The 22,156-nt window shown below is 73.3% G+C and carries 16 protein-coding genes and 2 tRNA genes; 8 read left to right on the plus strand and 10 right to left on the minus strand.

The genetic code is table 11. The features are described 5' to 3' along the window. Positions 1-605 precede the first annotated feature (605 nt). On the plus strand, positions 606-1,697 hold the full coding sequence (locus AC07AL_RS26610; RefSeq protein WP_363583654.1) for an LLM class flavin-dependent oxidoreductase: 1,092 nt from the start codon (positions 606-608) through the stop codon (positions 1,695-1,697). Positions 1,698-1,753: 56 nt separating this feature from the next. On the opposite strand, the gene AC07AL_RS26615 is transcribed toward AC07AL_RS26610, so the two are convergent. Together AC07AL_RS26615 and AC07AL_RS26620 are read right to left on the minus strand one after the other, a co-directional pair. Then, entirely contained in the window at positions 1,754-3,703 is a 1,950-nt protein-coding gene (locus tag AC07AL_RS26615) for a putative bifunctional diguanylate cyclase/phosphodiesterase (protein WP_478318470.1), read from the minus strand. A 663-nt stretch (positions 3,704-4,366) separates the two neighbouring features. Beyond that, positions 4,367-4,792 carry an OsmC family protein gene (locus AC07AL_RS26620; RefSeq protein ID WP_363583650.1) on the minus strand — a complete coding sequence of 142 codons (426 nt, stop codon included), beginning with the start codon at positions 4,790-4,792 and terminating at the stop codon, positions 4,367-4,369. 263 nt (positions 4,793-5,055) lie between these two features. Between AC07AL_RS26620 and AC07AL_RS26625 the strand changes: the two genes are divergently transcribed. After that, entirely contained in the window at positions 5,056-5,391 is a 336-nt protein-coding gene (locus AC07AL_RS26625) for a chorismate mutase (RefSeq protein WP_363583648.1), read from the plus strand. Between the two features lie 155 nt (positions 5,392-5,546). After that, positions 5,547-6,356: a signal peptidase I gene (lepB, locus tag AC07AL_RS26630; protein ID WP_400986626.1), complete on the plus strand. Its 810-nt coding sequence runs from the start codon at positions 5,547-5,549 to the stop codon at positions 6,354-6,356. Here the strand turns inward: lepB and AC07AL_RS26635 are convergent. The 3 genes from AC07AL_RS26635 to AC07AL_RS26645 all read right to left on the minus strand — a co-directional run bounded on the left by AC07AL_RS26635 (position 6,319) and on the right by AC07AL_RS26645 (position 10,289). Beyond that, positions 6,319-7,386 carry an EamA family transporter gene (locus AC07AL_RS26635; protein ID WP_478318437.1) on the minus strand — a complete coding sequence of 356 codons (1,068 nt, stop codon included), beginning with the start codon at positions 7,384-7,386 and terminating at the stop codon, positions 6,319-6,321. The genes lepB and AC07AL_RS26635 overlap by 38 nt on opposite strands. Positions 7,387-7,562: 176 nt before the next feature. Beyond that, the gene (locus AC07AL_RS26640; RefSeq protein WP_363628147.1) at positions 7,563-9,992 is read right to left on the minus strand and encodes a transglycosylase domain-containing protein; all 2,430 of its coding nucleotides are present in this window, start codon (positions 9,990-9,992) and stop codon (positions 7,563-7,565) included. Positions 9,993-10,215: 223 nt separating this feature from the next. Then, positions 10,216-10,289 (minus strand) — tRNA-Lys (locus tag AC07AL_RS26645). A gap of 202 nt (positions 10,290-10,491) precedes the next feature. Here AC07AL_RS26645 and AC07AL_RS26650 point away from each other — a divergent pair. Continuing rightward, complete coding sequence (locus AC07AL_RS26650; protein WP_363583761.1) at positions 10,492-11,229, plus strand: DUF998 domain-containing protein; 738 nt, start codon at positions 10,492-10,494, stop codon at positions 11,227-11,229. Next, positions 11,226-12,107 carry an alpha/beta fold hydrolase gene (locus tag AC07AL_RS26655; RefSeq protein ID WP_363583640.1) on the plus strand — a complete coding sequence of 294 codons (882 nt, stop codon included), beginning with the start codon at positions 11,226-11,228 and terminating at the stop codon, positions 12,105-12,107. Before AC07AL_RS26650 ends, AC07AL_RS26655 begins: the two co-directional genes overlap by 4 nt. 111 nt (positions 12,108-12,218) lie before the next feature. Here AC07AL_RS26655 and AC07AL_RS26660 read toward each other — a convergent pair. The 4 genes from AC07AL_RS26660 to AC07AL_RS26675 form a co-directional block, all read right to left on the minus strand. Continuing rightward, a tRNA-Lys gene (locus AC07AL_RS26660) sits at positions 12,219-12,292 on the minus strand. A gap of 60 nt (positions 12,293-12,352) precedes the next feature. After that, entirely contained in the window at positions 12,353-14,377 is a 2,025-nt protein-coding gene (locus AC07AL_RS26665; protein WP_478318438.1) for an ABC transporter ATP-binding protein, read from the minus strand. Further along, complete coding sequence (locus tag AC07AL_RS26670) at positions 14,374-15,303, minus strand: ABC transporter permease (RefSeq protein ID WP_350882605.1); 930 nt, start codon at positions 15,301-15,303, stop codon at positions 14,374-14,376. The genes AC07AL_RS26665 and AC07AL_RS26670 overlap by 4 nt, the downstream gene beginning before the upstream one ends. Before the next feature lie 16 nt (positions 15,304-15,319). Then, the gene (locus tag AC07AL_RS26675; protein ID WP_400986623.1) at positions 15,320-16,300 is read right to left on the minus strand and encodes an ABC transporter permease; all 981 of its coding nucleotides are present in this window, start codon (positions 16,298-16,300) and stop codon (positions 15,320-15,322) included. Between the two features lie 345 nt (positions 16,301-16,645). Here AC07AL_RS26675 and AC07AL_RS26680 point away from each other — a divergent pair, with 345 nt between their 5' ends. Both AC07AL_RS26680 and AC07AL_RS26685 read left to right on the plus strand, forming a co-directional pair. Beyond that, on the plus strand, positions 16,646-18,349 hold the full coding sequence (locus AC07AL_RS26680; RefSeq protein ID WP_478318439.1) for an ABC transporter family substrate-binding protein: 1,704 nt from the start codon (positions 16,646-16,648) through the stop codon (positions 18,347-18,349). A 453-nt stretch (positions 18,350-18,802) separates the two neighbouring features. Continuing rightward, complete coding sequence (locus AC07AL_RS26685) at positions 18,803-19,993, plus strand: low temperature requirement protein A (RefSeq protein WP_400844948.1); 1,191 nt, start codon at positions 18,803-18,805, stop codon at positions 19,991-19,993. 13 nt (positions 19,994-20,006) lie between these two features. Here AC07AL_RS26685 and AC07AL_RS26690 read toward each other — a convergent pair whose 3' ends face one another. Further along, positions 20,007-20,981 (minus strand): LysR family transcriptional regulator, encoded by a 975-nt coding sequence (locus tag AC07AL_RS26690; RefSeq protein WP_363583632.1) that lies wholly within the window; start codon positions 20,979-20,981, stop codon positions 20,007-20,009. Between the two features lie 260 nt (positions 20,982-21,241). Between AC07AL_RS26690 and snpA the strand changes: the two genes are divergently transcribed. Continuing rightward, entirely contained in the window at positions 21,242-21,883 is a 642-nt protein-coding gene (gene snpA / locus AC07AL_RS26695; RefSeq protein WP_400986620.1) for a snapalysin, read from the plus strand. Positions 21,884-22,156 lie beyond the last annotated feature (273 nt).

A 22,156-nucleotide genomic window follows, 5' to 3' on the forward strand; every position in this document is an offset into this window, starting at 1 on the left:
AGCTTCCTGGGCCCCTGCGGCTTCCGGTCCCCTCGGATCTCGAAGTCCATCGCACACCTTGAGCTCGGGTGTTGCGACGACCGCTAGAACCCAAGGGGTGCCGCTCCGGGGGCTCGCGGGGATCGATCGGCGCTGGTCCAGCCCGGCGATCTTGCTGGCGGAACGCGGATCCTGTTGGGCGATCCGGTCCTGTCCACCAGCCTGCCGGACGCCGCCCACCGGTCGCGAGCCCTCCGCCTGGCGACTTCCGGCGCTGGCATGAAGTCGCCAGGCGTGTCCGTGCGCTGGCTCTCCGTCATTCGAATGGTCGGTCGGCGGCACCGTACCGGGCCGTGCCCGCCGGCGCCGAGCAGGGCCGGATCGGGGCCGGATCGGGGCCGGCGTACGGGTCGGAGCGGGGTCGCTGCACGGGCCGCGACGGAGCGGGCGTGAGGTCGGCGCGGTGACCGGCGTGCAGGCCGGCGTGCAGGCCGACACGTGCCGGATACGGGAACAGTCGGCTCGGCGCGGTGGTTGACCCCGGTCGGCAGCAGCGACCGCCGGGCCACCCGAGACCCGCGGTCGCCCACCAGGGCCGGCTCACGAAAGCCAGAAGGGCGGACGGCATGACCACCGAGGACCAGCAGGAGCACCCGACCGAACCGCGAACCGGCGCGGCGATCCGGGGCACCGCCCGCGGCACGGCGCCCGCCCCGCTCTCCATCCTCGACCTGGCCACCGTGGGCGTCGGCTACACGCCCGCCGAGGCCCTGGCCGCGACCACCGCGCTGGCCCGCAACGCCGAGCAGTGGGGCTACCACCGCTTCTGGGTGGCCGAGCACCACGGCATGCCGGGAGTGGCCAGCTCCACCCCGGCCGTCCTGCTCGCCCACCTCGGCGCCAACACCACGACCCTGCGACTGGGCTCGGGCGGGGTGATGCTCCCCAACCACGCCCCGCTGGCCATCGCCGAGCAGTTCGGCCTGCTGGAGGCCCTGCACCCGGGCCGGATCGACCTGGGGCTCGGCCGCGCCCCCGGCACCGACCCGGCCACCGCCCGGGCGCTGCGCCGCGGCCGCGCCGAGGGCGCCGACGACTTCCCGCAGCAGCTCGCCGAGCTGACCCACTTCCTCGACGGCGACTTCCCCTCCGGCCACCCCTACGCCCAGCTGACCGCCGTCCCCCGGGGCGACGGGCGCCCGCCGGTCTGGCTGCTCGGGTCCTCCGGCTTCAGCGCCCAGCTGGCCGGCCGCCTCGGCCTGCCGTTCGCCTTCGCCCACCACTTCAGCAGCGTCAACACCATCCCGGCGCTCGACCTCTACCGGGAGTCCTTCCGGCCCTCCGCGGTGCTCGCCGAGCCCTATGCGCTGATCGGTGTGAGCGCGGTCGCCGCCGAGGACGAGGGCGCGGCCCGTCGCCTCGCCCGCTCCGCGGCCCTCGGCATGCTCCGGCTGCGGCGCGGCAACCCCGGCCCGATCCCCACTCCGGAGGAGGCCGAGGCCTACCAGTACAGCCCGGCCGAGGCGGAGTTCATCGACAGCTGGCTCGACAACGTGGTGCTCGGCGCCCCGGGCGAGGTCGCGGACGGGCTGGAGGCCCTGCGCAAGCGGACGGGCGTCGACGAGCTGATGGTCACCTCGCACATCCACGGCCACGAGGCCCGGCTCCGCTCCTACGGCCTGATCGCCGAGGCGTACGGCCTGACGGCGGAAGGCTGACGGCCGAGGCCTGAGCGCGGGAGGCCTGAACGGAGCGGCCCGGCCGCCGGCCCCGGTTACCGGCTGGTGTCCGGGCCGGGGCGGCCCTCGCGGAGTATGGCGGCGACGAGCTCGGCCTCGCCCGGCCGGGCGAAGTACCAGCCCTGGGCGGTGTCGCAGCCGGTCAGCCGCAGCCGTTCGGCCTGCGCGGCGCTCTCGATGCCCTCGGCGGTGACGGTCAGGCCGAGGGTGTGGGCCAGCTGCACCATCGCGCCCACGATCTGCTCGTCGGCGTCGCTGCGGCGGGAGCCGAGCTCGGGGAGCTCCGAAGGGTTCGTCGCCGGGGCCGGGTCGCGGAACCCTTCGATGAAGGTGCCGTCGAGCTTCAGGACGTGTACCGGCAGCCGGGAGAGGTAGGCCAGGTTGGAGTAGCCGGTGCCGAAGTCGTCGATCGCGATCCGCACGCCCATGTCCGCGAGCGCCTGGAGCGCCTGCAACGGCCGTCCGCCGGGGCCGAGCAGGGCGCTCTCGGTGATCTCCAGCTGGAGCAGCCGCGCCGGCAACCCGGTGCGTTCGAGGGCGCGGGCGACGTCGGCGACCACGTCGGAGTCCCAGATCTGGCGGGCGGCCAGATTGACGCTCACGAAGGTCTCGGTCTCGGGGAACTCGGTGAGCCACTGCCGGGCCTGGCGGCAGGACTCCTCCAGCACCCAGGTGCCGAGGGGCACGATCGCGCCGGTCTCCTCGGCGAGCGGGATGAAGCGGTCCGGGGAGAGCGTCCCGTAGCGGGGGTGGCGCCAGCGGACGAGGGCCTCCGCGCCGTGGACGGCTCCGTCGGCCAGGCCGACCAGCGGCTGGTACTCGATGGTGAACTCGCCGCGCTCCAGGGCGGGCCGCAGCGCGGTGGCGAGGAGCTGGCGGGTCAGCTGGTGGGCGCCGCGGTCCGGGTCGTAGAGGGTCCAGCGGGCGCGGCCGTCGGCCTTGGACCAGTAGAGCGTGGCGTCGGCGTCCTTGACCAGGTCGGTGGGGGTGGTCTCGTGCACGGACCGTTCGACGACGCCGACGCTGGCCGTGATGACCAGCCGGTGTCCGGCGACGTCGAAGGGGTGTTCCAGTTCCTGGAGGATCCGGGCGGCCAGGTCGGTCAGTTGGTCGCTGCCCCGGCTGTCGGTGACCAGGACGGCGAACTCGTCACCGCCCATCCGGGCCACCAGGTGGGCGTCGTGCTCGGAGAACCCGCGGCGCAGCCGGGTGGCGACGGCGATCAGCAACTGGTCGCCGATGTGGTGCCCGAGCGTCTCGTTGATCGCCGCGAAGCCGTCGAGGTCCAGGTAGCAGACGCCGACCCGGCGCCCGTCCGCCGGTGCGAGGACGGTGTCGCTGGTGCCGGCGGTGTCGGGGGTGTTGGGGGTGTTGGGGGCCTCGGCGGGCTCAGCAGCCCCGGTGGCCCCGGTGGCCGTGACGCAGGCGGCGTCGAGCCGTTCGAAGAAGGACGTCCGGTTGGGCAGTCGGGTCAGCGGGTCGTGCAGGGCTTGGTACTCCAGGCGGTCACCGAGCCGGCGCTGCTCGGTGATGTCCTCCACCAGCGCGAGGGTGTAGAGCGGCTGGCCGGCGCCGTCCCGGATCAGCGAGACGGTGACCTTGCTCCAGACGGTGCGGCCCTCGCGGTGCTTGAGCTGCTTCTCCACGCGGAACCGCTCCCGCCCGCCGTGGACGAGTTCGGGGAAGAGTCGGTGCGGCATGCCCTCCGGATCGATGATCTCGTGCAGGTGGGTGCGGACCAGTTCGCCGACGCCGCGTCCGATCAGGGCGGCGAAGGCGGGATTGACCTCGATGATCCGGTCCTCGGGGTCGATCAGGGCCATCCCGATGACCGCGTCGCAGAAGGCGGCCCGGAAGCGGGATTCGCTGGCCCGCAGCGCGGCCAGCAGCCGGTCGTTCCCGCCGTTCTCCTGGCCGGGGCCGTCGACGGCGCTCCGGTGGGTGCCGTCGGTCAGCGGCGCCGAGCAGGTGGGGCAGAGCAGCATCCCGGGGTCGTCCAGCACGGTTCCCGTCGCACCCGTCGCACCCGTCGCACCCGTCGTGCCGACGGCCCGGCCGCCGGCCGCGACAGCACCGACGGCCGTGACGGAACCGGCGACGCCGACCGGACCGACCGGACCGACCGGACCGACCGAATCAACCGAACCAGCCGGACCGACGGTGCTGATGTTCGGGCCCAGGAGGGGTGTTGTGAGGTGACGGTGGTGCGGTGTTTCCTCGTGCCGCACGCCCGGGTGGTGTGCGTCGGCCCCCTCGTTCTGGCCCGGCACGGCATGCTCCCGTCCGCTGCTGACGCTGGATGCTGGTCCGGCCGGCCAATCGGGACTCCGGCGGCCGGCTCCGCACTCTGTCGAGGTCCTCGGAGTCGGTCCGGTGCGGGGCGCCCGCCGTGGGGCGCTGTCGCGCGGAGACCCGCGTGAAGAACAGGGCGCTGCGGCCGATCATAGGCCGCGGCGGCAACGCGCGGTGACCGCCGCCAGGGTGATTCGCCCGCTTTGTGATCATGTGCGGCGGTACATGCAGACGCCCCCGGTGCACATCACATGATGTGCGCCAGGGGCGCGTGCGCCGAGATCGCGCCCCCGGGCGCCGACCGCGCGCCCGGAGCGGCCGGAGCGCGCCGGGATCCGTCGCGATCCGTCGGGGCGTCAGGCCAGCTTGGCGGTGAGGGTGATGGTGGTGCCGGCGAGCGCCTTGCTGACCGGGCAGTTGGCCTTGGCGTCCTCGGCGGCCTTGGTGAAGTCGGCCTCGTCCAGTCCGGGCACCTCACCGGTGACGGTCAGGTGGATGCCGGTGATGCCGGTGCCGGGCTGGAAGGTGACGTCGGCCTGGGTGTCCAGCTTGACGGGCGGGGTGCCGGCGCCGGTCAGGCCGTGTGAGAGGGCCATCGAGAAGCACGCGGAGTGAGCGGCGGCGATCAGCTCCTCCGGGCTGGTCTTGCCGTTGGGCTGTTCGGCCCGGGCCGGCCAGGAGACGGGGTACTCGCCGATCCCGGACGAGGCGAAGGTCACCTGCCCCTTGCCGTCGAGCAGGTTGCCCTCCCAAGCGGTGCGGGCGGTGCGGGTGGTTGCCACGATCGGTACCTCCATTACTGAGGGACTGCTGAGTCGTCACTTCCGGTCATGCGCGCACCAGCCTACGGGGCGGCCCCGGTTCGGCCCGGGGCGGCACGGGCCCGGATCGGTACGGGGCGCCGGGTGGCGCGGGCGATGTCCGGATTGTGGACGGATCCGCCTAAAGGTGCGGCTCCACCACGGGGGCCCTGTTAGATTTGCCCGGGCCCGAGCCCGGCCGCTGTACGGCCGGGTGCCCACTTCAGACACCGGGAGCCGCCCCGATGACGGACCACCCCACGACCCCCGACGCCGGCCTGCCCGACGGGGTCGACGCCGCCGTGCGGGCGGAGCTGACCAGCCTGCGCGAGAGCATCGACAACATCGACGCCGCGGTGGTCCACATGCTGGCCGAGCGCTTCAAGGCGACCCAGCGGGTCGGCAGGCTCAAGGCCGAGCACAAGCTGCCGCCGGCCGATCCGGCACGTGAGCGCGACCAGATCAAGCGGCTGCGGGAGCTGGCCGCCGGGGCCAAGCTGGACCCGGTCTTCGCCGAGAAGTTCCTGACGTTCATCATCGCCGAGGTCATCCGGCACCACGAGGCCATCGCCCGCGCTTGAGAGCACCCCTGAGGGGGCCGGTGTTGAGCCGTCGAGAACGGCCCCGGCGCCGCCCGGTCCGGACATGTCGGGGGCGGCTAAACGCCGGATTTCGTGAGGCTCCGGGGTTGGCGTAGCGTGCAGGTTCCCCCAGCCGGAGAGGTGGAGCAGCGACGATGGCGGTGAACCTGCCCGAAACGCCGAGCGATGCCGGGTCCGGTCCGGCCCCCGCCGCCGGACGCGACCCCGGTGTTTCCGACGCCCGTGAAGCGCCCGGAGGCCGCGCCGAGGCCCGCCGCCGTGCGCGCGGTTCGCGCGGCCGCAAGGCCCGGCGGACCGGGCGCAGGCCCCGGCCCTGGTGGATCGAGATCCCGGCGATGGCGGCGGTGGGCCTGGTGGTCGCGCTGCTGATCAAGACCTGCCTGTTCCAGGTGTTCACCATCCCGTCCGGCTCGATGGAGAACACGCTGCGGATCGGCGACCGGGTGGGCGTGAACAAGCTGGCGCCGTTGACCGGCTGGAAGCCGGAGCCCGGGCAGCCGGTGGTGTTCAAGGATCCGGGTGGCTGGCTCCCGCCGCAGCCCATCGACTCGAACCCGTTCACCAACGCGGCCGGCTCGGTGCTGAGCTTCGTCGGCCTGGTGCCGCCGAAGGACGACAACTACCTGGTCAAGCGGGTCATCGCGACCGGCGGCCAGACCGTGCAGTGCACGGGCACCACGCTGACCGTCGACGGGAAGAAGGTCGACGAGCCGTACCTGCACCCCGGTGACGACTCCTGCGCGGGCCTGGACTTCGGGCCGGTGACGGTGCCCTCGGGCCACGTCTGGGTCGAGGGCGACCACCGCAGCGACTCGGCGGACTCCCGCTACCACCAGCGCGGTCCCGGGGACGGGGCCGTGCCGGTGGACAACGTGGTCGGGCCGGTGTCGGCCGTGGTGTGGCCGCTCAATCACCTCGACTGGTTCGGCTGGTTCGGCCGCTGACCTGCCGCTCGGCGGCGACCCGTTCCGGAGAGTCCGGAGAGTCCGGAGAGTCCGGAGCATCCCGGGCGTCAGGAGCACCCCCGGCGTCCACGGCCTCCACGGCCGCCGGCTTGCCGGTCTGCGCCGCGAAGGCGCCGGTCAGCACGAGCAGGCCGCCCGCGATCTGCGGCAGACCGAGGTGCTCGCCGAGCAGCACCCAGGCCAGCACGGTGGCGACGACCGCCTCCAGGTTGGCCACCACCCCGGCGACCGGGGGCGAGAGGTGCCCGACGGCGATCACGCCGGTCAGGTAGGCGAGCACGGTCGCGATCAGGATCATCCAGGCGGCCGGGAGCAGCGCGGGCAGGGTGTGCCCGTTCATCACCACGGATCCGCCGAGCGTGCTCCAGTCGGCCTGCCAGGGCCGGGTGAAGACGGTGAGCAGGACGGCGCCGATCAGCAGCCCGAACGCGCTGACTGCCAGCGGGTCGACCGGGCGCTCGCCCCGGCGTCCGGCGTCGGCGAGCACGAAGTAGCCGACCTGGCAGCAGGCCGCGCCGAGGGCGAAGAGCACGCCCAGCGCGTCGAAGCTCAGGCCGTTCCAGACCTCCACCACGCAGGCCAGCCCGGCGACCGCGACGCCGGCGCCGATCGCGGCGCCCCGGCCGATCGGCTTGCGCTGGACGAACTTGACGTAGCCGATGAGCAGCGGCGGTCCGAGGTACTCGATGAGCAGGGCGACGCCGACCGGGATGCGGGAGATCGCCGCGAAGTAGCAGGCCTGGACGCCGGCCACGGCGAGCAGGCCGAACCCGATCAGCAGGCCGGGGCGGCGCAGGACGGCGTCCCGGTGGCGGTAGGCGATGGGGAGCAGGGCCACGGCGGCGCCGGTGACCCGGAGCCACACCACGTGCAGCGGTGAGAGGCCGGCCTCGATCAGTGGTTTCGCGGCGGTGCCGGAGCCGCCGAAGGCGAACGCGGAGACCAGCGCGAGGCTGAGGCCGAGGGTTCTGCCCGTGGGGAGGGTGGGCGAGGCCGTTGATCTGTGCACCGACGCATTGTGGCAGTCATACCGGGCGGTCAGTAAGGTGCCATTCCGTCATTTGGTCCTGCACGGAACTGTGCGCAGCGGCGCACTCACCCGGCCCGCGCACGCCCCTGCGCCGTCCGCGCCCCCTCGCCGGCCCGAGCCCTCCCGCCACTCGGGCGCCCCGCCCCCCGCCGCCGCTACCCGGCGTTCGCCCCCGCCCCGGTGAGCGTGTCCGACCCGCCCGTGGGCTGGGTGGTCGGCTGCGTGGTCGGCGCCGTGGTCGGGCCGGTGGAGGGTGTCGGCCGACCGGTGGGCCGTCCGGTGGGCCGCGTCGTCGGCGGGGCGGTCGGCTGCTGGGTGGCCGGGGGCGCGGTCGGCGGGCTGGTCACACTGCCGCCGCCGGAGTTCGAGCCGCCGGCCGGCGTGGTCGGGCCCGAGCCGGCCCCGGCCCCGGCGCCGTCGCCCGGCGGGGTGGTCGGCGCCGCGGGGGCGGTCGAGGCGCCGTTCGAGCCGGTCCCGGTCGACGGGGTGCTGCTCGGCGAGGACGGGGCCGTCGGCAGATCGGTGGCGCCGGAGGAGTCGCCGCCGTCGGCCGGGGTCTGGAAGTCGCTGACCGGCACGCCCTTGAGCGCCGCCTTCATGTAGCTGGTCCAGATCTGTGCCGGGAACTGGCCGCCCGCCGCGCCGTCGATCCCGCCGACGCCGCTCAGGCTGACCTGGGCCCCGCTGCCCGGGTCCTGGCCGAACAGGGCCACCGAGGTGACCAGCTCGGGGGTGTAGCCGACGAACCAGACCGACTTCTGGTCGTCGGTGGTGCCGGTCTTGCCGGCCACCGGGCGGCCCAGTGCCTTGGCTCGCCAGCCGGTGCCGCCCGGGTCGTTCACCACGCCCTGGAGCATCGAGGTGACCTGGTTCGCGGTGTCCGTGCTGATCGCCTGGGTGGTCTTGTGCGCGGGCAGCGGGACGGCCTCGCCCTCGCGGTCCACGGACTGCACCAGCCACGGGGTGATCTGCTTGCCGCCGTTGTCCAGTGCCGCGTACACGCCGGCCATGTCGAGCACGCTCGGGGTGGCCGCGCCGAGCGGGATGGACGGCACCGGGTCGAGGCCCGGGGTGCTGCCGGGCAGGCCCAGCGCGATGCCGGTGTCCTTGACCTTCTGGAGCCCGGTGTCCTGGGCCAGCTGGGCGAACGCCGAGTTGACCGACCAGTCGGTGGCCTGCTGGAGGGAGATCTGGCCGTAGCTCCTGTCGCCCTCGTTCGGCGGCGCGTACGGGGTGCCCTTGCCGCCGCGGACCTTGCGGCCGCTGGTGCCGTCGTAGACGGTGCGCGGGGTGACGGTCCGGCCGTCCTGGGTCTTGGCGTTGTTCTCGAACGCGGCCGCCAGGGCGATCGCCTTGAAGGTCGAGCCGGCCTGGTAGTCCCGCCGGGTCGCGTTGTCGACGTAGTGCTTGACGTAGTCGACGCCGCCGTAGAGGGCGACGACCGCGCCGGTCTTCGGGTCCACGGAGACGGCGCCGGCCTGGGCGGCCGCGTCCTTCTTCCGCTTGTCCGGGTTCAGGGTGTCGCGCAGCTGCGCCTGGACGGAGTCCTGGAGGGCCTGCTGGCGGGCCGGGTCGATGCTCAGCTTGATCGTGTAGCCGCCCTTGGCCAGCTCGGTCTCGCTGATGACCTGGTTCGAGGTGAGGTACTGGGTGGCCTCGTTCACCAGGTAGCCGGTCTGGCCGGACAGGCCCGGATTGGGCTGCGGGTCCTTGACGTCCGGGAAGGTGGTGGCGGACCGTTCCTCGGCGGAGAGCCAGCCCTCCTTGACCATGCCGTCCAGCACGTAGTTCCAGCGGTTGACGGCGTTCTGCTTGCCGGCCGGGGTCGCGGTGGCCACGTCGTAGGCGCTCGGGGCGTTCAGCAGGGTGGCCAGGTAGGCGCCCTGGGCGGGGTTGAGCGCGGAGGCGTCGACGCCGAAGTACGCGTGGGCGGCGGCCTGGATGCCGTAGGCGCCGCGGCCGTAGTAGGAGGTGTTCAGGTAGCCGGAGAGGACGTCGTCCTTGCTCTCGGTGGCGTCCACCTTGATGGCTATGAAGAGTTCCTTCACCTTGCGGGTGACCGACTGCTTCTGGTTCAGGTACGTGTTCTTCACGTACTGCTGGGTGATCGTGGAGCCGCCCTGGGTGCCCGCGCCCTTGGCGGTGTTGACCGCGGCCCGGAGCAGGCCCTGCACGTTGACGGCGCCCTCGTGGTAGAAGTTGCGGTCCTCGGCGGCCAGTGCGGCGTGCTGGGCGGCGGGGGAGACCTTGTCCAGGCTGACGTTCTGCCGGTTGGTCTGGCCGGTGCGGGTGATCACGGAGCCGTCGGCGTAGAGCCAGGTGTTGCTCTGCGCGGTCGCGGCGGCGTGCGCGTCGGGGACCTTCACCAGCGTGACCCCGAGCACGAACAGGCCGACGCCGAGCAGCAGGGCCGCGGCGAGGCCGAGCAGGCTCATCCGCCAGGTGGGGATCAGTCGGCGCCAGCCGGTGCGCTTCGGGCGGCGGGGCTTCCCGCCGCCGGTCACGGGGGCGGCGCGCTTGAAGCGTTTGACCGGTCGGAGGCCTGTCGACGGCGTGCGACGGCCGCTCTGGGCGTTCTCGGACAAGGCGCGGCCTTTCCTGCGGGCGGACCGGGTCAGCCTGCACGGACGGGGACATCGGTGGTTAGGGACCTTTGTCCCGATTCCGGTTTACTGCCCTGGACGAGCCGGGCGGGCCGATTGGCTCCACCGGAACGGCAATCGAGACCGACATCACACGCAAAACGGACGTCGAAGGCCAAAAAATTGAGGAGCCCCTCGCTGCTGCGAGAGGCTCCCCAAATGTCTGTGCGCCGCCAGGGACTCGAACCCCGGACCCGCTGATTAAGAGTCAGCTGCTCTAACCAACTGAGCTAGCGGCGCCTGCTGACCTGGAAAACAATACACGGTCCCGGCGGGTGCCTCGAACCGCCCGGAACCGCCCGCGGCCGCGCGGGAACGAGCCCGCCGCCGAGGTGTCCGTTTCCGCCCGGTTGGGGTGCAGTTCGCCGCCGGTTAGGGTGGAACGGTGCCCAGCCCCAAGCCCGGACACCCGAACGCGCGGAAGGCGGTCGCCGCGCTGCTGATGCTCAGCGCCACGGCGTACACCGCGTGGGTGCTGGAGGTCGTGCTGAGCACCGGACTCGACCCGGTGCAGGCGTACATCAGCGAACTCGCGGCCGAGGACCAGCCGCTGGGCGGCCTGTTCCGGGCCACCGACCTGGTCGCCGGGCTCTGTGTGCTCGCCGCGGCCGTCACCGCCCTCGCCGGTGGGCAGGCCGGGCCGCGCGGCGCCCGGCGCGGGTGGGCGGTGGTCGGCTGGTCCGCCCTCGCCCTGTTCGGCGCGGCGACCGCCGCCGACTCCCGGCTGCCGCTCAGCTGCGCCCCCACCAGCGACGAGATGTGCGCCGCCCGCGAGACCGCCGGGCTCGTCCCCGCGACCCACACCGCGCACGCCGTCACCAGCAGCCTCGCCATGCTCGGTGCGCTCACCGGGCTGGCCGCGCTCACCGTCGCCGCCCGCCGCTACGGCTGGTGGCCGCCGGTGCGCCGGATCGGGCCCTGGCTGCTCGGCGCCGAACTGCTGGCCACCGGCTGGAGCCTGGCCGCGATCGCCGCCTTCGAGGCCGGGCGCGGCACCTGGGCGCTCGGGGCCGGCCAGCGGCTCCAGGTGCTGCTGGTGGCGCTCTGGCTGGCCGTCCTGGCGCTGAGCCTGGCCCTCCCCGCGGGGGCGCCGTCCGACGAATCCACCTGGTCCGACGCTTCTCCGCCGCACCGGGGGCCCCGGCCGGCCGAACGGCCCCCGGGCCGGGAGCCGGCATGACCGCACCCGACGACCCCCGCACCCGGGCGCGCTTCCTGCGCGTCGACGGCGTCCCGCTGCACGTCCGCACCGAGGGCAGCGGCCCGGTCTGCCTGCTCACCGGGGGCCTCGGCAGCAGCTGGTTCGACTGGGACCTGGTCGTCCCCTTCCTCACGCCCTACCGCACCGTGGTCCGCTTCGACCGGCCCGGCTACGGGCTGAGCGCCCCCGAGCCCGCCACCGGGCGGCCCGCTCCGACGGCCGCCGGCGAGGCCGAGCGGATCCGCGCGGTGCTGGACGGCCTCGGGCTGCGCGGGCCCTGCACCGTCGTCGGCCACTCGCTGGCCGGCTTCCACGTCGAGGCCTTCGCCCGGCTGCACCCCGACCGGGCCGCCGGGCTGGTCCTGGTGGACGGCAGCGTCGAACCGGCGGCCCGGCCGTACCCGGCCCCCGGCGCGCGCGACCTGGCGGCCCGGGCGCTCGCGGGCGCCGCCACCGCCGTCGCCGTGCCGTACCTGCTCGGCCCGACCGCCCGCCGACTGACGGCCCGGCTGTCCACGGTCTGCCGCGAGGACCTCGCCCCGGCGCCGCTGGTACGGCACTGCTACCGCACCGGCCGGGCCCTGCGCGCCCTGCTGCGGGAGAACGCGCGCTACCTCGACCTGGCCGCCGAGGTGGACGGGCTGCGGCGCACCCGGCCGCTGCCCGAGGGCCTGCCGGTCACCGTGCTCGCCGCCGACGACGGCTGCCGCAGCCGCCGTACCGAGGAGTGGCTGGCCGGCCAGCGGGAGCTGGCGGCGCTGCTCGGGGCCGACTACCGCACCACCGCCCCGGCCGGGCACCTGGTGATGTTCGACCGCCCGGACGCGGTGGCCTCCGCCGTCCTGGACACCTTCTGAGGCCGGGCATCCGTTGAGGCCGGGCACCTTCTGAGGCCGGGCACCCGCCGCGACGCCCACTGAAACGCCTCAGGCCGCCCACCGAAGTGAGCGGCCTGAGACCTTGCCATGTGCGCCGCCAGGGACTCGAACCCCGGACCCGCTGATTAAGAGTCAGCTGCTCTAACCAACTGAGCTAGCGGCGCCTGCTGACCCGGAGAACTTTACACGGCACCCGGTCGATCCGCCGAATCGCTTTCGGGTGGTCACCCGCAGTGATCGTCCGCAGTGATCACCCGCGGCGATCGCAGGAGGCCGGCTACGACTCCGGGTAGTGGCAGGCCGCCTGGTGGTCCTGTGCGGGGGTGTCGTCGAGGAGCGCCGGCCGTTCCTGTTCGCACCGCGTGCGGGCGGCCGGGTCGGCGAGGCGGGCGTACACCGGGCAGCGGGACGGCGGAGAGCAGGGCGCGGGTGTAGGGGTGCCGGGGGCGGTCGAAGACGGCGGAGACCTCGCCCTGTTCGACCGTCCGCCCGAGGTACATGACGCTGACCCGGTCGGCGAGGTGCCGGATCACCGAGAGGTCGTGCGAGACGAACAGGTAGGAGAGGCCGAGTTCGGCCTTGAGCGCTTGCAGCAGGTTGAGCACCCCGGCCTGGATGGAGACGTCCAGGGCGGAGACCGGTTCGTCCAGGACCAGCAGTTTCGGCCGGACGGCCAGGGCCCGGGCGATGGAGACGCGCTGGCGCTGCCCGCCGGAGAACTGGTGCGGGTAGCGGGCGGCGTGGTCCGGGTCGAGGCCGACCTGGTGCAGCAGTTCGGGCACCCGGCGGGCGATCTCCTCGCGGGCGGCGTGCTGGGCGCGCAGTGGTTCGGCGATGATGTCGCCGATCGGCATCCGCGGGTCGAGGCTGGCCATCGGGTCCTGGAAGACGATCTGCAGCCGGGCGCGCAGCCGGTGGGCCTCGGCGCGGGAGAGCTCGGCGGTGTCGTGGCCGAGCAGTTCGATCCGGCCGGTCTCGGGGGCGGTGAGGTTCAGCAGTTCGAACAGCGTGGTGGACTTGCCGGAGCCGGACTCCCCGACCAGGCCGAGGGTTTCGCCCTCCCGGAGGTCCAGGTCGACGCCGTCCACCGCGTAGACCTCGCCGACCCGGCGCTTGAACACCGTGCCCTTGAGGAGCGGAAACGTTTTGCCAAGGCCGCTCACCGCCAGCACCGGCGCCCGCGAGCTCCGGTCCCCCCGGTCCTCCGGAGCGGCCGACGGGGCCGGAAGCGCCGGCACCGGGTAGACGTCGGCCGGCGCGGGCCGCCGTTCGGCCAGCTCCGCCGACCGGACGCAGGCCGCCAGGTGACCGTCGCCCCCGGCCAGTTCCGGCTCCGCCGCCGAGCAGCGCTCCTCCGCCAGCGGGCAGCGGGCGGCGAACGGGCAGCCCGGCGGCAGGTCGGCCATCGGTGCGGGTGCGCCGGGGATCGGGACGAGCGGGCCGCCGAGCCCGTCCAGCCGGGGCACCGCGCCGATCAGGCCGAGCGTGTACGGGTGGCGCGGGGCCGCGAACAGCTCGTCCACCCCGGCGGTCTCGACCACCCGCCCCGCGTACATCACCGCGACCCGGTCGGCCATCCCGGCGATCACCCCGAGGTCGTGGCTGACCAGGACGAGGGCCGCGCCGGTCTCCCGCTGCGCGGTGCGCAGCACGTCCAGCACCTGGGCCTGGATGGTGACGTCCAGCGCGGTGGTCGGCTCGTCGGCGAGCAGGATGTCGGGGTCGTTGGCGATCGCCATGGCGATCATCGCGCGCTGGCGCATGCCGCCGGAGAACTCGTGCGGGAAGCTGTCCAGGGCCCGTTCGGGGGCCGGGATGCCCACCAGGTCGAGGAGTTCGGCGGCCCGGCGGCGGGCGGCGGCCCGGTCGACCCGCTGGTGGATGCGGACGGCCTCGGCGATCTGGTCGCCGATCCGGTAGACCGGGGTGAAGGCGGACAGCGGGTCCTGGAAGACCATGGCGATCCGGCGGCCGCGGATCGCGGCGAGCTCCTTGCCGGGCAGCCCGACCAGTTCCCGCCCGTCCAGTCGCACCGAGCCCTGGACGCCGGCCGTCCTCGGCAGCAGGCCGAGCACGGACAGCGCGGTGACGGACTTGCCGGAGCCGGACTCGCCGACGATGCCGAGGGTCTCGCCGCGCCGCAGGGTGAGGTCCACCCCGCGGACGGCGGGGACGGGGCCGTGCGGCCCGGCGAAGTCCACTCGCAGGTCGCTGACGGCGAGCAGGGGGGTGTCGACGGTGGTGGTCACGGCTTCTTCCTCCGGGCGGAGCGGCGGCGGGGCGCGCCCCCGGCGGTGGGGTCGAGGGCGTCGCGCAGCCCGTCGCCGATCAGGTTGACGGCGAGGACGAAGAGCACCAGCAGCCCGGCGGCGAAGTAGAACAGCCAGGGGAACACCGGGGCTTCGCTGGTCCCGGCGGCGAGCAGGGTGCCGAGCGAGACGTCCGGCGGTTTGACGCCGAAGCCGAAGTAGGAGAGCGCGGTCTCGCTCATCACGGCGCCGCCGACCGCGATGGTGGCGTCGATGATGAGGAAGGAGGCGACGTTCGGCAGGATGTGGCGGGTGATGATCCGCAGCGGCCGCACTCCCATGAACCGTGCGGCGCGGACGAATTCGCGCTCGCGCAGCGAGATGGTCATCGAGCGGACCACCCGGGCGGTGATCATCCAGTTGAACAGGGCGAGCAGCAGCACGAAGGCGATCCAGCCGGCGCTCTTCAGCCGGGGCGAGACGATGGTGATGATCAGGAAGCTGGGGAAGACCAGCAGCAGGTCCACCGCGAACATCAGCGCGCGGTCGGCCCAGCCGCCGAAGTAACCGGCGCAGGCGCCGACCAGGGAGGCCAGCACGGTGGAGAACAGGGCCACCAGCAGGCCGATGACCAGCGACTTCTGCAGGCCGCGGACGGTCTGGGCGAAGACGTCCTGGCCGATCCCGTTGGTGCCGAACCAGTGCTCGGCGGACGGCGGTTGGTGCAGCGCGCCGAAGTCGGGGGCGGCGTAGTCCCAGGGCGTGAGGTACGGCCCGCCGAAGGCGAGCGCGAACAGCAGCAGGACGATCACGGCTCCGGCGACGGCCCCGCGGGCGGCCAGCAGCCGGGCGAGGACGAGCCGGGCCCGGCCGGTGGTGCGGGGGGCGGCGGCCGGGGCGGCCGGTTCCACGGCGACGGTGGTCACGTCAGTTCACCTCCGGTCAGGACCGCACGCGCGGATCGAGGGCGGCGTGCAGGGTGTCGGCGAGGAAGCCGGAGGCGAGGACGACGACGGCGGTGAACAGGTTGACGGCGACGACCGAGTTGACGTCCTGTTCGTTGATCGACTGGATCAGCCACTCGCCCATGCCGTGCCAGCCGAAGATCGTCTCGGTGAAGATCGCGCCGGTGAAGATGCCCAGGAAGCTGTAGGCGAACATGGTCGACATCGGGATCACCGCGGTCCGCAGCCCGTGCTTGACCAGCGCCCTGCGGCGGGTGAGCCCCTTGGCCTCGGCGGTGCGCAGGTAGTCGGAGCCGAGCACGTCGAGCATGGTGCCGCGCTGGTAGCGGCTGTAGGTGGCGAGGCCGCCGAGCGCGAGCGAGATGGTGGGCAGCAGCAGGTGCAGCGCCCAGTCGGCGAGGTGGGCGCCGAGGCCGCCGGTCAGTCCGGGGGTCTCGTAGCCGGTGAACGGGATGACGTCGTGGCCGGCCGCGTCCTTGGCGGCGATGGCGCCGTTCTTGAGGAACAGCGCGACCAGGAAGACCGGGGTGGAGAGCAGGACGAAGGAGAGCACGGTGAGCAGCCGGTCGGAGATCCGGTACTGGCGGACGGCGCTCCAGGCCCCGGCGGCGATGCCGAGGACGATGCCGAGCAGGCTGCCGAGCAGCAGCAGCCGCAGCGAGACCCAGACCCGGCGGCCGAAGTCGTCGGTGACCGGGGTGTCGTGGATGGTCCGGCCGAGGTCGCCGTGGAGCAGCCCGTCGGCCCAGTGGCCGAAGCGTTCGACGACCGGGGTGTGGTCGTTCAGGTTGAGCGCGGTGAGCTGGCGCTCGACCGACTCGGCGGCCGGGCGGGGGACCTTGGCGTCGAAGTAGGTGCGCGGCTGGAGGGCGGTCGCGGAGATCGCGTACGCCAGGAAGACGGCGGCGATCAGCAGCACCGCGTAGTAGCTCAGGCGCTTCGCCAGGTAACGGAGCATCAACGGCCGCCCGGGGTGGGGGAGGGGCCGACGCGTCTGGTGGGCATCGGGTGGTGGCCTTCGGTCGGGGCCCGTTCAGGCCTTCGGACGGCAGGAGGACGAGGCGGTACGGGGAAAGCGCAGGTCAGAGTCTGGCAGCGGTGCGCGGCCGGGGTGTTGCGGCAGTATTGCCGCGGATGACTTCTGGATCAGGTGTGCGGTCCTCCCCCTGGTGACGGAACTGATCGGCTGTTACGTTCTGCTGGCTCGGTGCCGACTTGGCTGCCCACGCTCAAGCCCCGCCACACCTCGCGCGGCACAACTGCCCGTTACCGCCCGTTTCGAAGACCTCACCAGGGGGACTCCATGGACGCTTCCACCACGGCCCGCCGCCTCGGCCGGGCGACTGCCCTCGCCGTCGCCGTCGCGCTGGCGGTCACCGCGTGCACCTCGGGCGGGGGCGGCTCGGCCGACAAGGTGGCGAAGAGCGAGCCGCCCCGGCAGGACTCCCAGGACATCAACGCCAAGCCGCTGGACCAGGTCAAGGACGGCGGCGAGGTGCGGTTCCCGCTGTACCAGTGGATCACCCAGTGGAACCCGCTCCAGGTGGACGGCACCTACGGCGACGCGGTCTCGATCATGCGCGCCCTGGAGCCGTCGCTCTTCAACACGGACGCCTCCGGCACCTTCCAGCCCAACGCCGACTACCTGCTGGACGCCAAGGTCACCTCGACCTCGCCCGAGGTGATCACCTACAAGCTCAACCCCAAGGCCAAGTGGTCGGACGGCAAGCCGCTCAGCTACCTGGACTTCAAGGCCGACTGGCAGGCCAGCAACGGCAAGGACCCGGCGTACAACATCGCCGACCCGTCCGGTTACGAGCAGATCTCCGCCGTCGAGCAGGGGGCCGACCCGAGCGAGGTGAAGGTCACCTTCTCCGAGCCGTACGCGGACTGGCAGAACCTGTTCCGCCCGCTGATCCCGGCGGCCGGCATCGCCACCCCGGACGACTTCAACAAGGGCTGGGTGGAGAAGATCCCGATCACCGCGGGCGCGCTGAAGATCGGCGTGGCGGACAAGACCGCGCAGACCCTCACGCTCGTCCCGGACCCGGCCTGGTGGGGCACCAAGGCCAAGGCGGACAAGATCACCTTCCGGGTGATGACCCAGTCCGCGACCACCCAGTCGTACCTCAACAACGAGATCGACCTCGCCACGGCCGGCACCGCCGCCGCGTACGGGCAGCTCAAGGACGCCAAGGACACCGCGATCCGGGCCGCCAGCCCGTGGGACGAGGTGCACATCTCCTTCGGCTCCGGCGGCGCGCTGGCGGACCAGAAGGTCCGCCAGGCGCTCGGCAAGGCACTCGACCGGTCCGCACTGATCAAGATCGCCAACAACGGGGTGCCGGTGGAGTTCAAGCCGCTCGGCAACCACATCTTCATGCCCAACCAGACCGGCTACCAGGACAACTCGGGCGAGTGGGCGAAGTTCGACGTGCCCGCCGCCAAGAAGCTGCTGGAGGACGCCGGTTGGAAGGAGGCGGGCGCCGGCCAGCCGCGCACCAAGGACGGCCAGTCGCTGCAACTGCACTGGACGGTCAACGAGTCCACCCCGCAGGCCCAGATCGACCTGGCCACCGCCGCCGCCGCGATGTGGCTGCAGGCCGGGGTCAAGGTGAGCCTGGACAAGGTGCCCGCCAACGACTTCTTCACCAAGTACGTGAACCCGGGCAAGTTCGAGATCGCGAGCTGGCGCAACACCGACTCGTTCCCGCTCTCCAAGAGCCTGGGCAACTTCCGTCTGCCGGTGGGGGACAACACCTTCAACAACCCCTCGCGGATCGGCAGCCAGGAGGTCGACGACCTGCTCAAGAAGGCGGCCGGGACGGTCGACCCGGTGGAGGCCGCGAAGCTCTACAACCAGGCCGACGCGAAGATCTGGGAGCTCGGCCACACCGTCGAGCTCTACCAGCGGCCGACCGTGGTGGCGACGCGCAAGGGCCTCGCCAACTACGGCGCCTTCGGCCTGGCCGGGGAGGACTACGCCAAGGCCGGCTGGGAGAAGTAGCCCCCGCCGCGGACGCGGCGAGAGCGACCGGGCGGCAGGCGCTGGCGAGCAGCGCGGTGATCACGAGGCCGGTGGTACGGACACGGGAAGGCCGGCTCTGCCGCCCCCGCTCTCCTGCCACCGGCCTTGACCTTCCGCGTTGCCCGCAGGCCGCCCGTGTCGTGGGGCCCCGCAAGGCCCGCGCTCGCTTCCAACCGGGGACGAATCTAGCGGGGCCGTCCGGCCGGCCGCGGCGCAGCGCGCGGGGCGCGCCCGGAAACCCGCCGCGCTGTCACCCGGTTCGCGCACCGGGGCGTCAACTACGGCTGACGGCAAGGAAAAAAGCGAACGAAAGGCGCAATCGATCCCGGGACCGCGAACCGCTGCGCCCGTCGCGCCGGTGCGTGCGCGGGGCCCGGGCCGCTGCCAGGATGCGCGGGACAGCCAGCCCCTCCCGAACCCGGAGCAGCACCGATGGCCAGCGAATCCGCCGCCGCCCCCCACCCGCGCCCCGTCGACCCGCCCCCGGTGCGCCGGATGGTCCCGCGCGACCGGGACGAGCCGCACCGGGTCGCCACCCCGCTGGAACTCTTCTTCGACCTCTGCTTCGTGGTCGCCGTCGGCCAGGCCGGGCGCGAGCTCGCCCACTCCCTGGCGGCCGGCCACTACGGCGACGGCCTGCGCGGCTACGCGATCGCCTTCTTCGCGATCTGGTGGGCCTGGATGAACTTCACCTGGTTCGCCTCCGCGTACGACTGCGACGACGTGCCGTACCGGGTCACCACGCTGGTGCAGATCGCCGGGGTGCTGGTCCTCGCGGCCGGGGTGCCCCGGCTGTTCGCCACCCAGGACCTGACGCTGGCGATCGCCGGGTACGTGGTGATGCGCCTGGCGATGGTCACCCAGTGGCTGCGGGCGGCGGCCAGCGAGCAGGGCGAGGCGCGCCGGGTCGCCGTGCGGTACGCGGTCGGGATCGCGATCTGCCAGGTGGGCTGGGTGGTGGTGGTGCTGCTGCCGGACGCCGTCCGGCCGGTGGTCATCCCGCTCGGGGTGCTGTGCGAGCTGGCCGTGCCGGTGGTCGCCGAACTGCGGATGCAGACCTCCTGGCACCCGCACCACATCGCCGAGCGGTACGGGCTGTTCACCCTGATCGTGCTCGGCGAGACGGTGGCGGCCGCGACGGTCGCGGTGCAGTCGGCGGTGGACGAGCACGAGGAGCTGGGCCGGCTGCTGCCGGTGGCGATCGGCGGCCTGCTGATCTGCTTCGCGGCCTGGTGGATCTACTTCGCCCGGCCGGTCCACGAGCACCTGCGCTCCAACCGGCAGGCCTTCGCCTGGGGGTACGGCCACTACCTGGTGTTCGGCGCGGCCGCCGCGATCGGCACCGGACTGGAGGTGGCGGTGGAGTCGGCCGTGCACCAGGCGGAGATCTCCGCGACGGCCGCCACCGCGACGGTCACCGTGCCCACCGCGCTCTACCTGCTCACGGTCTGGCTGCTGCACTCCCGGCACACCAAGACCGGCTTGGCGCAGGCGCTGGCCCCGACCGGGGCGGTGCTGGTGCTGGCCTGCACGGCGTTCGGGGGCTCCGGTGTGCTGGTGGCGGGCCTGGTCTGCGCGCTGACCGTGGCGGTGGGCGTGCTGCTGCACAGCCGGGAGGGCTGACGGGGGCTGATTCTCAGGCGCAGTCCAGCAGGATCGGCTCGTGCCGGGCCAGCCAGGCCAGGTAGGCCGGGTTGACCTTGGCCAGGTCCAGGTAGGCGGCGCGCAGTTCGCCGTACAGCGCGTCCAGCGCGGGCTGGCTGAGCGCGCGGGGGCGCCAGGTGAGCAGCAGTCGGACGGCCAGCGGGTCCCCGTACACGGGGCGCACCACCGTGCCGGGACCGGGGGCGGAGGTCGGCTGGCAGGGGCGGACGGCCTCGCCGGAGGCGACCAGTTCGGCGGCGGTGGCGTTGTCCCGCACCTGGACCACCCGGGGGTTGAGCCCGGCATCGCTGAACACCCGGCGCATCGCCGCGTACTCGTGGTCGGCGGTCGGGTCGACCATCCAGGTGTCCTCGGCGAGGTCGGTCAGGTGGACGACCGGGCGGGCGGCGGCCGGGTGTCCGGCGGCGAGCGCGACGAACTGGGGCTCACGGGCCATCAGCACCCGGTGCTCGGCGTCCGGCGGCACCCGTAGCGGGAAGCCCTCGCTCTCGTAGACGAAGGCCACGTCCAACTGGTCGGCGGCGACCATCCGCAGCAGGGCGCTGGCCGAGACGTCGACGTGGATGGTGGTGTCGGTGTCCGGCAGCCGTTCGTGCACCCGGCGCAGCCAGGCGGCGACCGCCCGGCTGCCGACGCTGCCGATCCGCAGCCGGCGCTGCCGCCCGGGGCCGGCCGCGTCGCGGGCCTCCTGGCGGGCGGCGGCCACCAGCGCGGCCATCTCGGTGATCACCGGCCGGGCCCGGGACAGCACCGAGTGGCCGAGCGCGGTGGGCCGGCTGCCGGTCTGCTCGCGGGTGAACAGGGTGCCGCCGATGGCCCGTTCGATGCGGTGCAGCTGGGTGGTGAGGGAGGGCTGGGTCATGCCGAGCTGGAGCGCGGCCTTGCGGAGGCTGCCGGTGTCGGCGATAGCGCACACCACCCGGAGGTGTCTCACGTCGAGCTCCACGCCCGGAGCATAGACGCCACCCGGCCTTGTCGCCAAGGACATGACAGAACAAGGCGCGGCGGGAGGGCGCGCCGCGGGCCCCGCCGGTATGCGGCGGTGCTATCGCCGGTTGACATCATCCGCCGCGGGCCCGGGCGGGTCGAAGCTCAGGGACAGCGAATCCGCCCCGGCCCCACCGGGGCGCCCCCACCGTCGCCGCAGCCGTGTCCGGCCCCCACCGGCCCCGGCGGTTCGGCGTACCGCGAATCCGGAGCCCCCACATGAAGCGATCCGTGCTGTCCGCGACCCTCGGCCTGGCCCTCGCGGCCGGTCTCGCCGTGCTGCCCGCCGCCGCCGCGTCCGCCGCCACCCCCGGCCCGGCCGTCCAGGGCTACACCGCCTCGACGTACGCCGGTTCGGCCGCCGAGGCCGCGAACAACCAGGCGTTCTTCCACGCCGTGATGGCCTCCGCCAAGGCCAAGCAGGCAGCCAACCCGTGGCTGCAGACCGTCACCGTCACCTACGACACCGCCAGCGCGCCCTCCTTCACCAGCCAGATATCCCAGGCCGCGCAGATCTGGAACAGCTCGGTCAGCAACGTCCAGCTCCAGGTGAGCAGCGGCACCGGCGACTTCTCGTACTACGAGGGCAACGACAGCCGCGGCTCCTACGCCAGCACCGACGGCCACGGCCACGGCTACGTCTTCCTCGACTACCAGCAGAACCAGCAGTACAGCTCGCTGCGCGTCACCGCGCACGAGACCGGGCACGTGCTCGGCCTGCCCGACAACTACTCCGGCCCGTGCAGTGAGCTGATGTCCGGCGGCGGCCCCGGCCCGTCCTGCACCAACCCCTACCCCGACAGCAACGAGCGCGGCCAGGTCGACAGCCTCTGGTCGAACGGCGTCGAGTCCGTGAACTAGGCAAGCCCGTGAACTGGGCAAGCCCGTGAACTGGGGAAGCCCTCGAATCGGAGGAGCCCGCGAACTCGTTGCGGCGCCAAGGAAGTTGCCGATGCCCTTCGGGTGCGGGGGGGGGGGGGGGGGGAGGGGGGGGGGGGGGGGGGGGGGGGGTTTTTGGTGGGGGGGGGGAGGAGGGGGGGGGGGGGGGGTTGGGTTCTTCGGGGAGTTTTCCCCCACCACCCCCAAGGGGCCGTGACAAAGACAGGTGTTTTTTTCCCCTCTCCTGGGCGGTCC

Source organism: Kitasatospora sp. NPDC043949, from assembly GCF_056435365.1.

Coding starts and splice junctions, on each gene's coding strand:
- AC07AL_RS26610 (WP_363583654.1), top strand. CDS start 606: ATGACCACCGAGGACCAGCAGGAGCACCCGACCGAACCGCGAACCGGC.
- AC07AL_RS26615 (WP_478318470.1), bottom strand. CDS start 3,703: ATGCTGCTCTGCCCCACCTGCTCGGCGCCGCTGACCGACGGCACCCAC.
- AC07AL_RS26625 (WP_363583648.1), top strand. CDS start 5,056: ATGACGGACCACCCCACGACCCCCGACGCCGGCCTGCCCGACGGGGTC.
- lepB (WP_400986626.1), top strand. CDS start 5,547: ATGGCGGTGAACCTGCCCGAAACGCCGAGCGATGCCGGGTCCGGTCCG.
- AC07AL_RS26650 (WP_363583761.1), top strand. CDS start 10,492: ATGCTCAGCGCCACGGCGTACACCGCGTGGGTGCTGGAGGTCGTGCTG.
- AC07AL_RS26655 (WP_363583640.1), top strand. CDS start 11,226: ATGACCGCACCCGACGACCCCCGCACCCGGGCGCGCTTCCTGCGCGTC.
- AC07AL_RS26675 (WP_400986623.1), bottom strand. CDS start 16,300: ATGCTCCGTTACCTGGCGAAGCGCCTGAGCTACTACGCGGTGCTGCTG.
- AC07AL_RS26680 (WP_478318439.1), top strand. CDS start 16,646: ATGGACGCTTCCACCACGGCCCGCCGCCTCGGCCGGGCGACTGCCCTC.
- AC07AL_RS26685 (WP_400844948.1), top strand. CDS start 18,803: ATGGCCAGCGAATCCGCCGCCGCCCCCCACCCGCGCCCCGTCGACCCG.
- snpA (WP_400986620.1), top strand. CDS start 21,242: ATGAAGCGATCCGTGCTGTCCGCGACCCTCGGCCTGGCCCTCGCGGCC.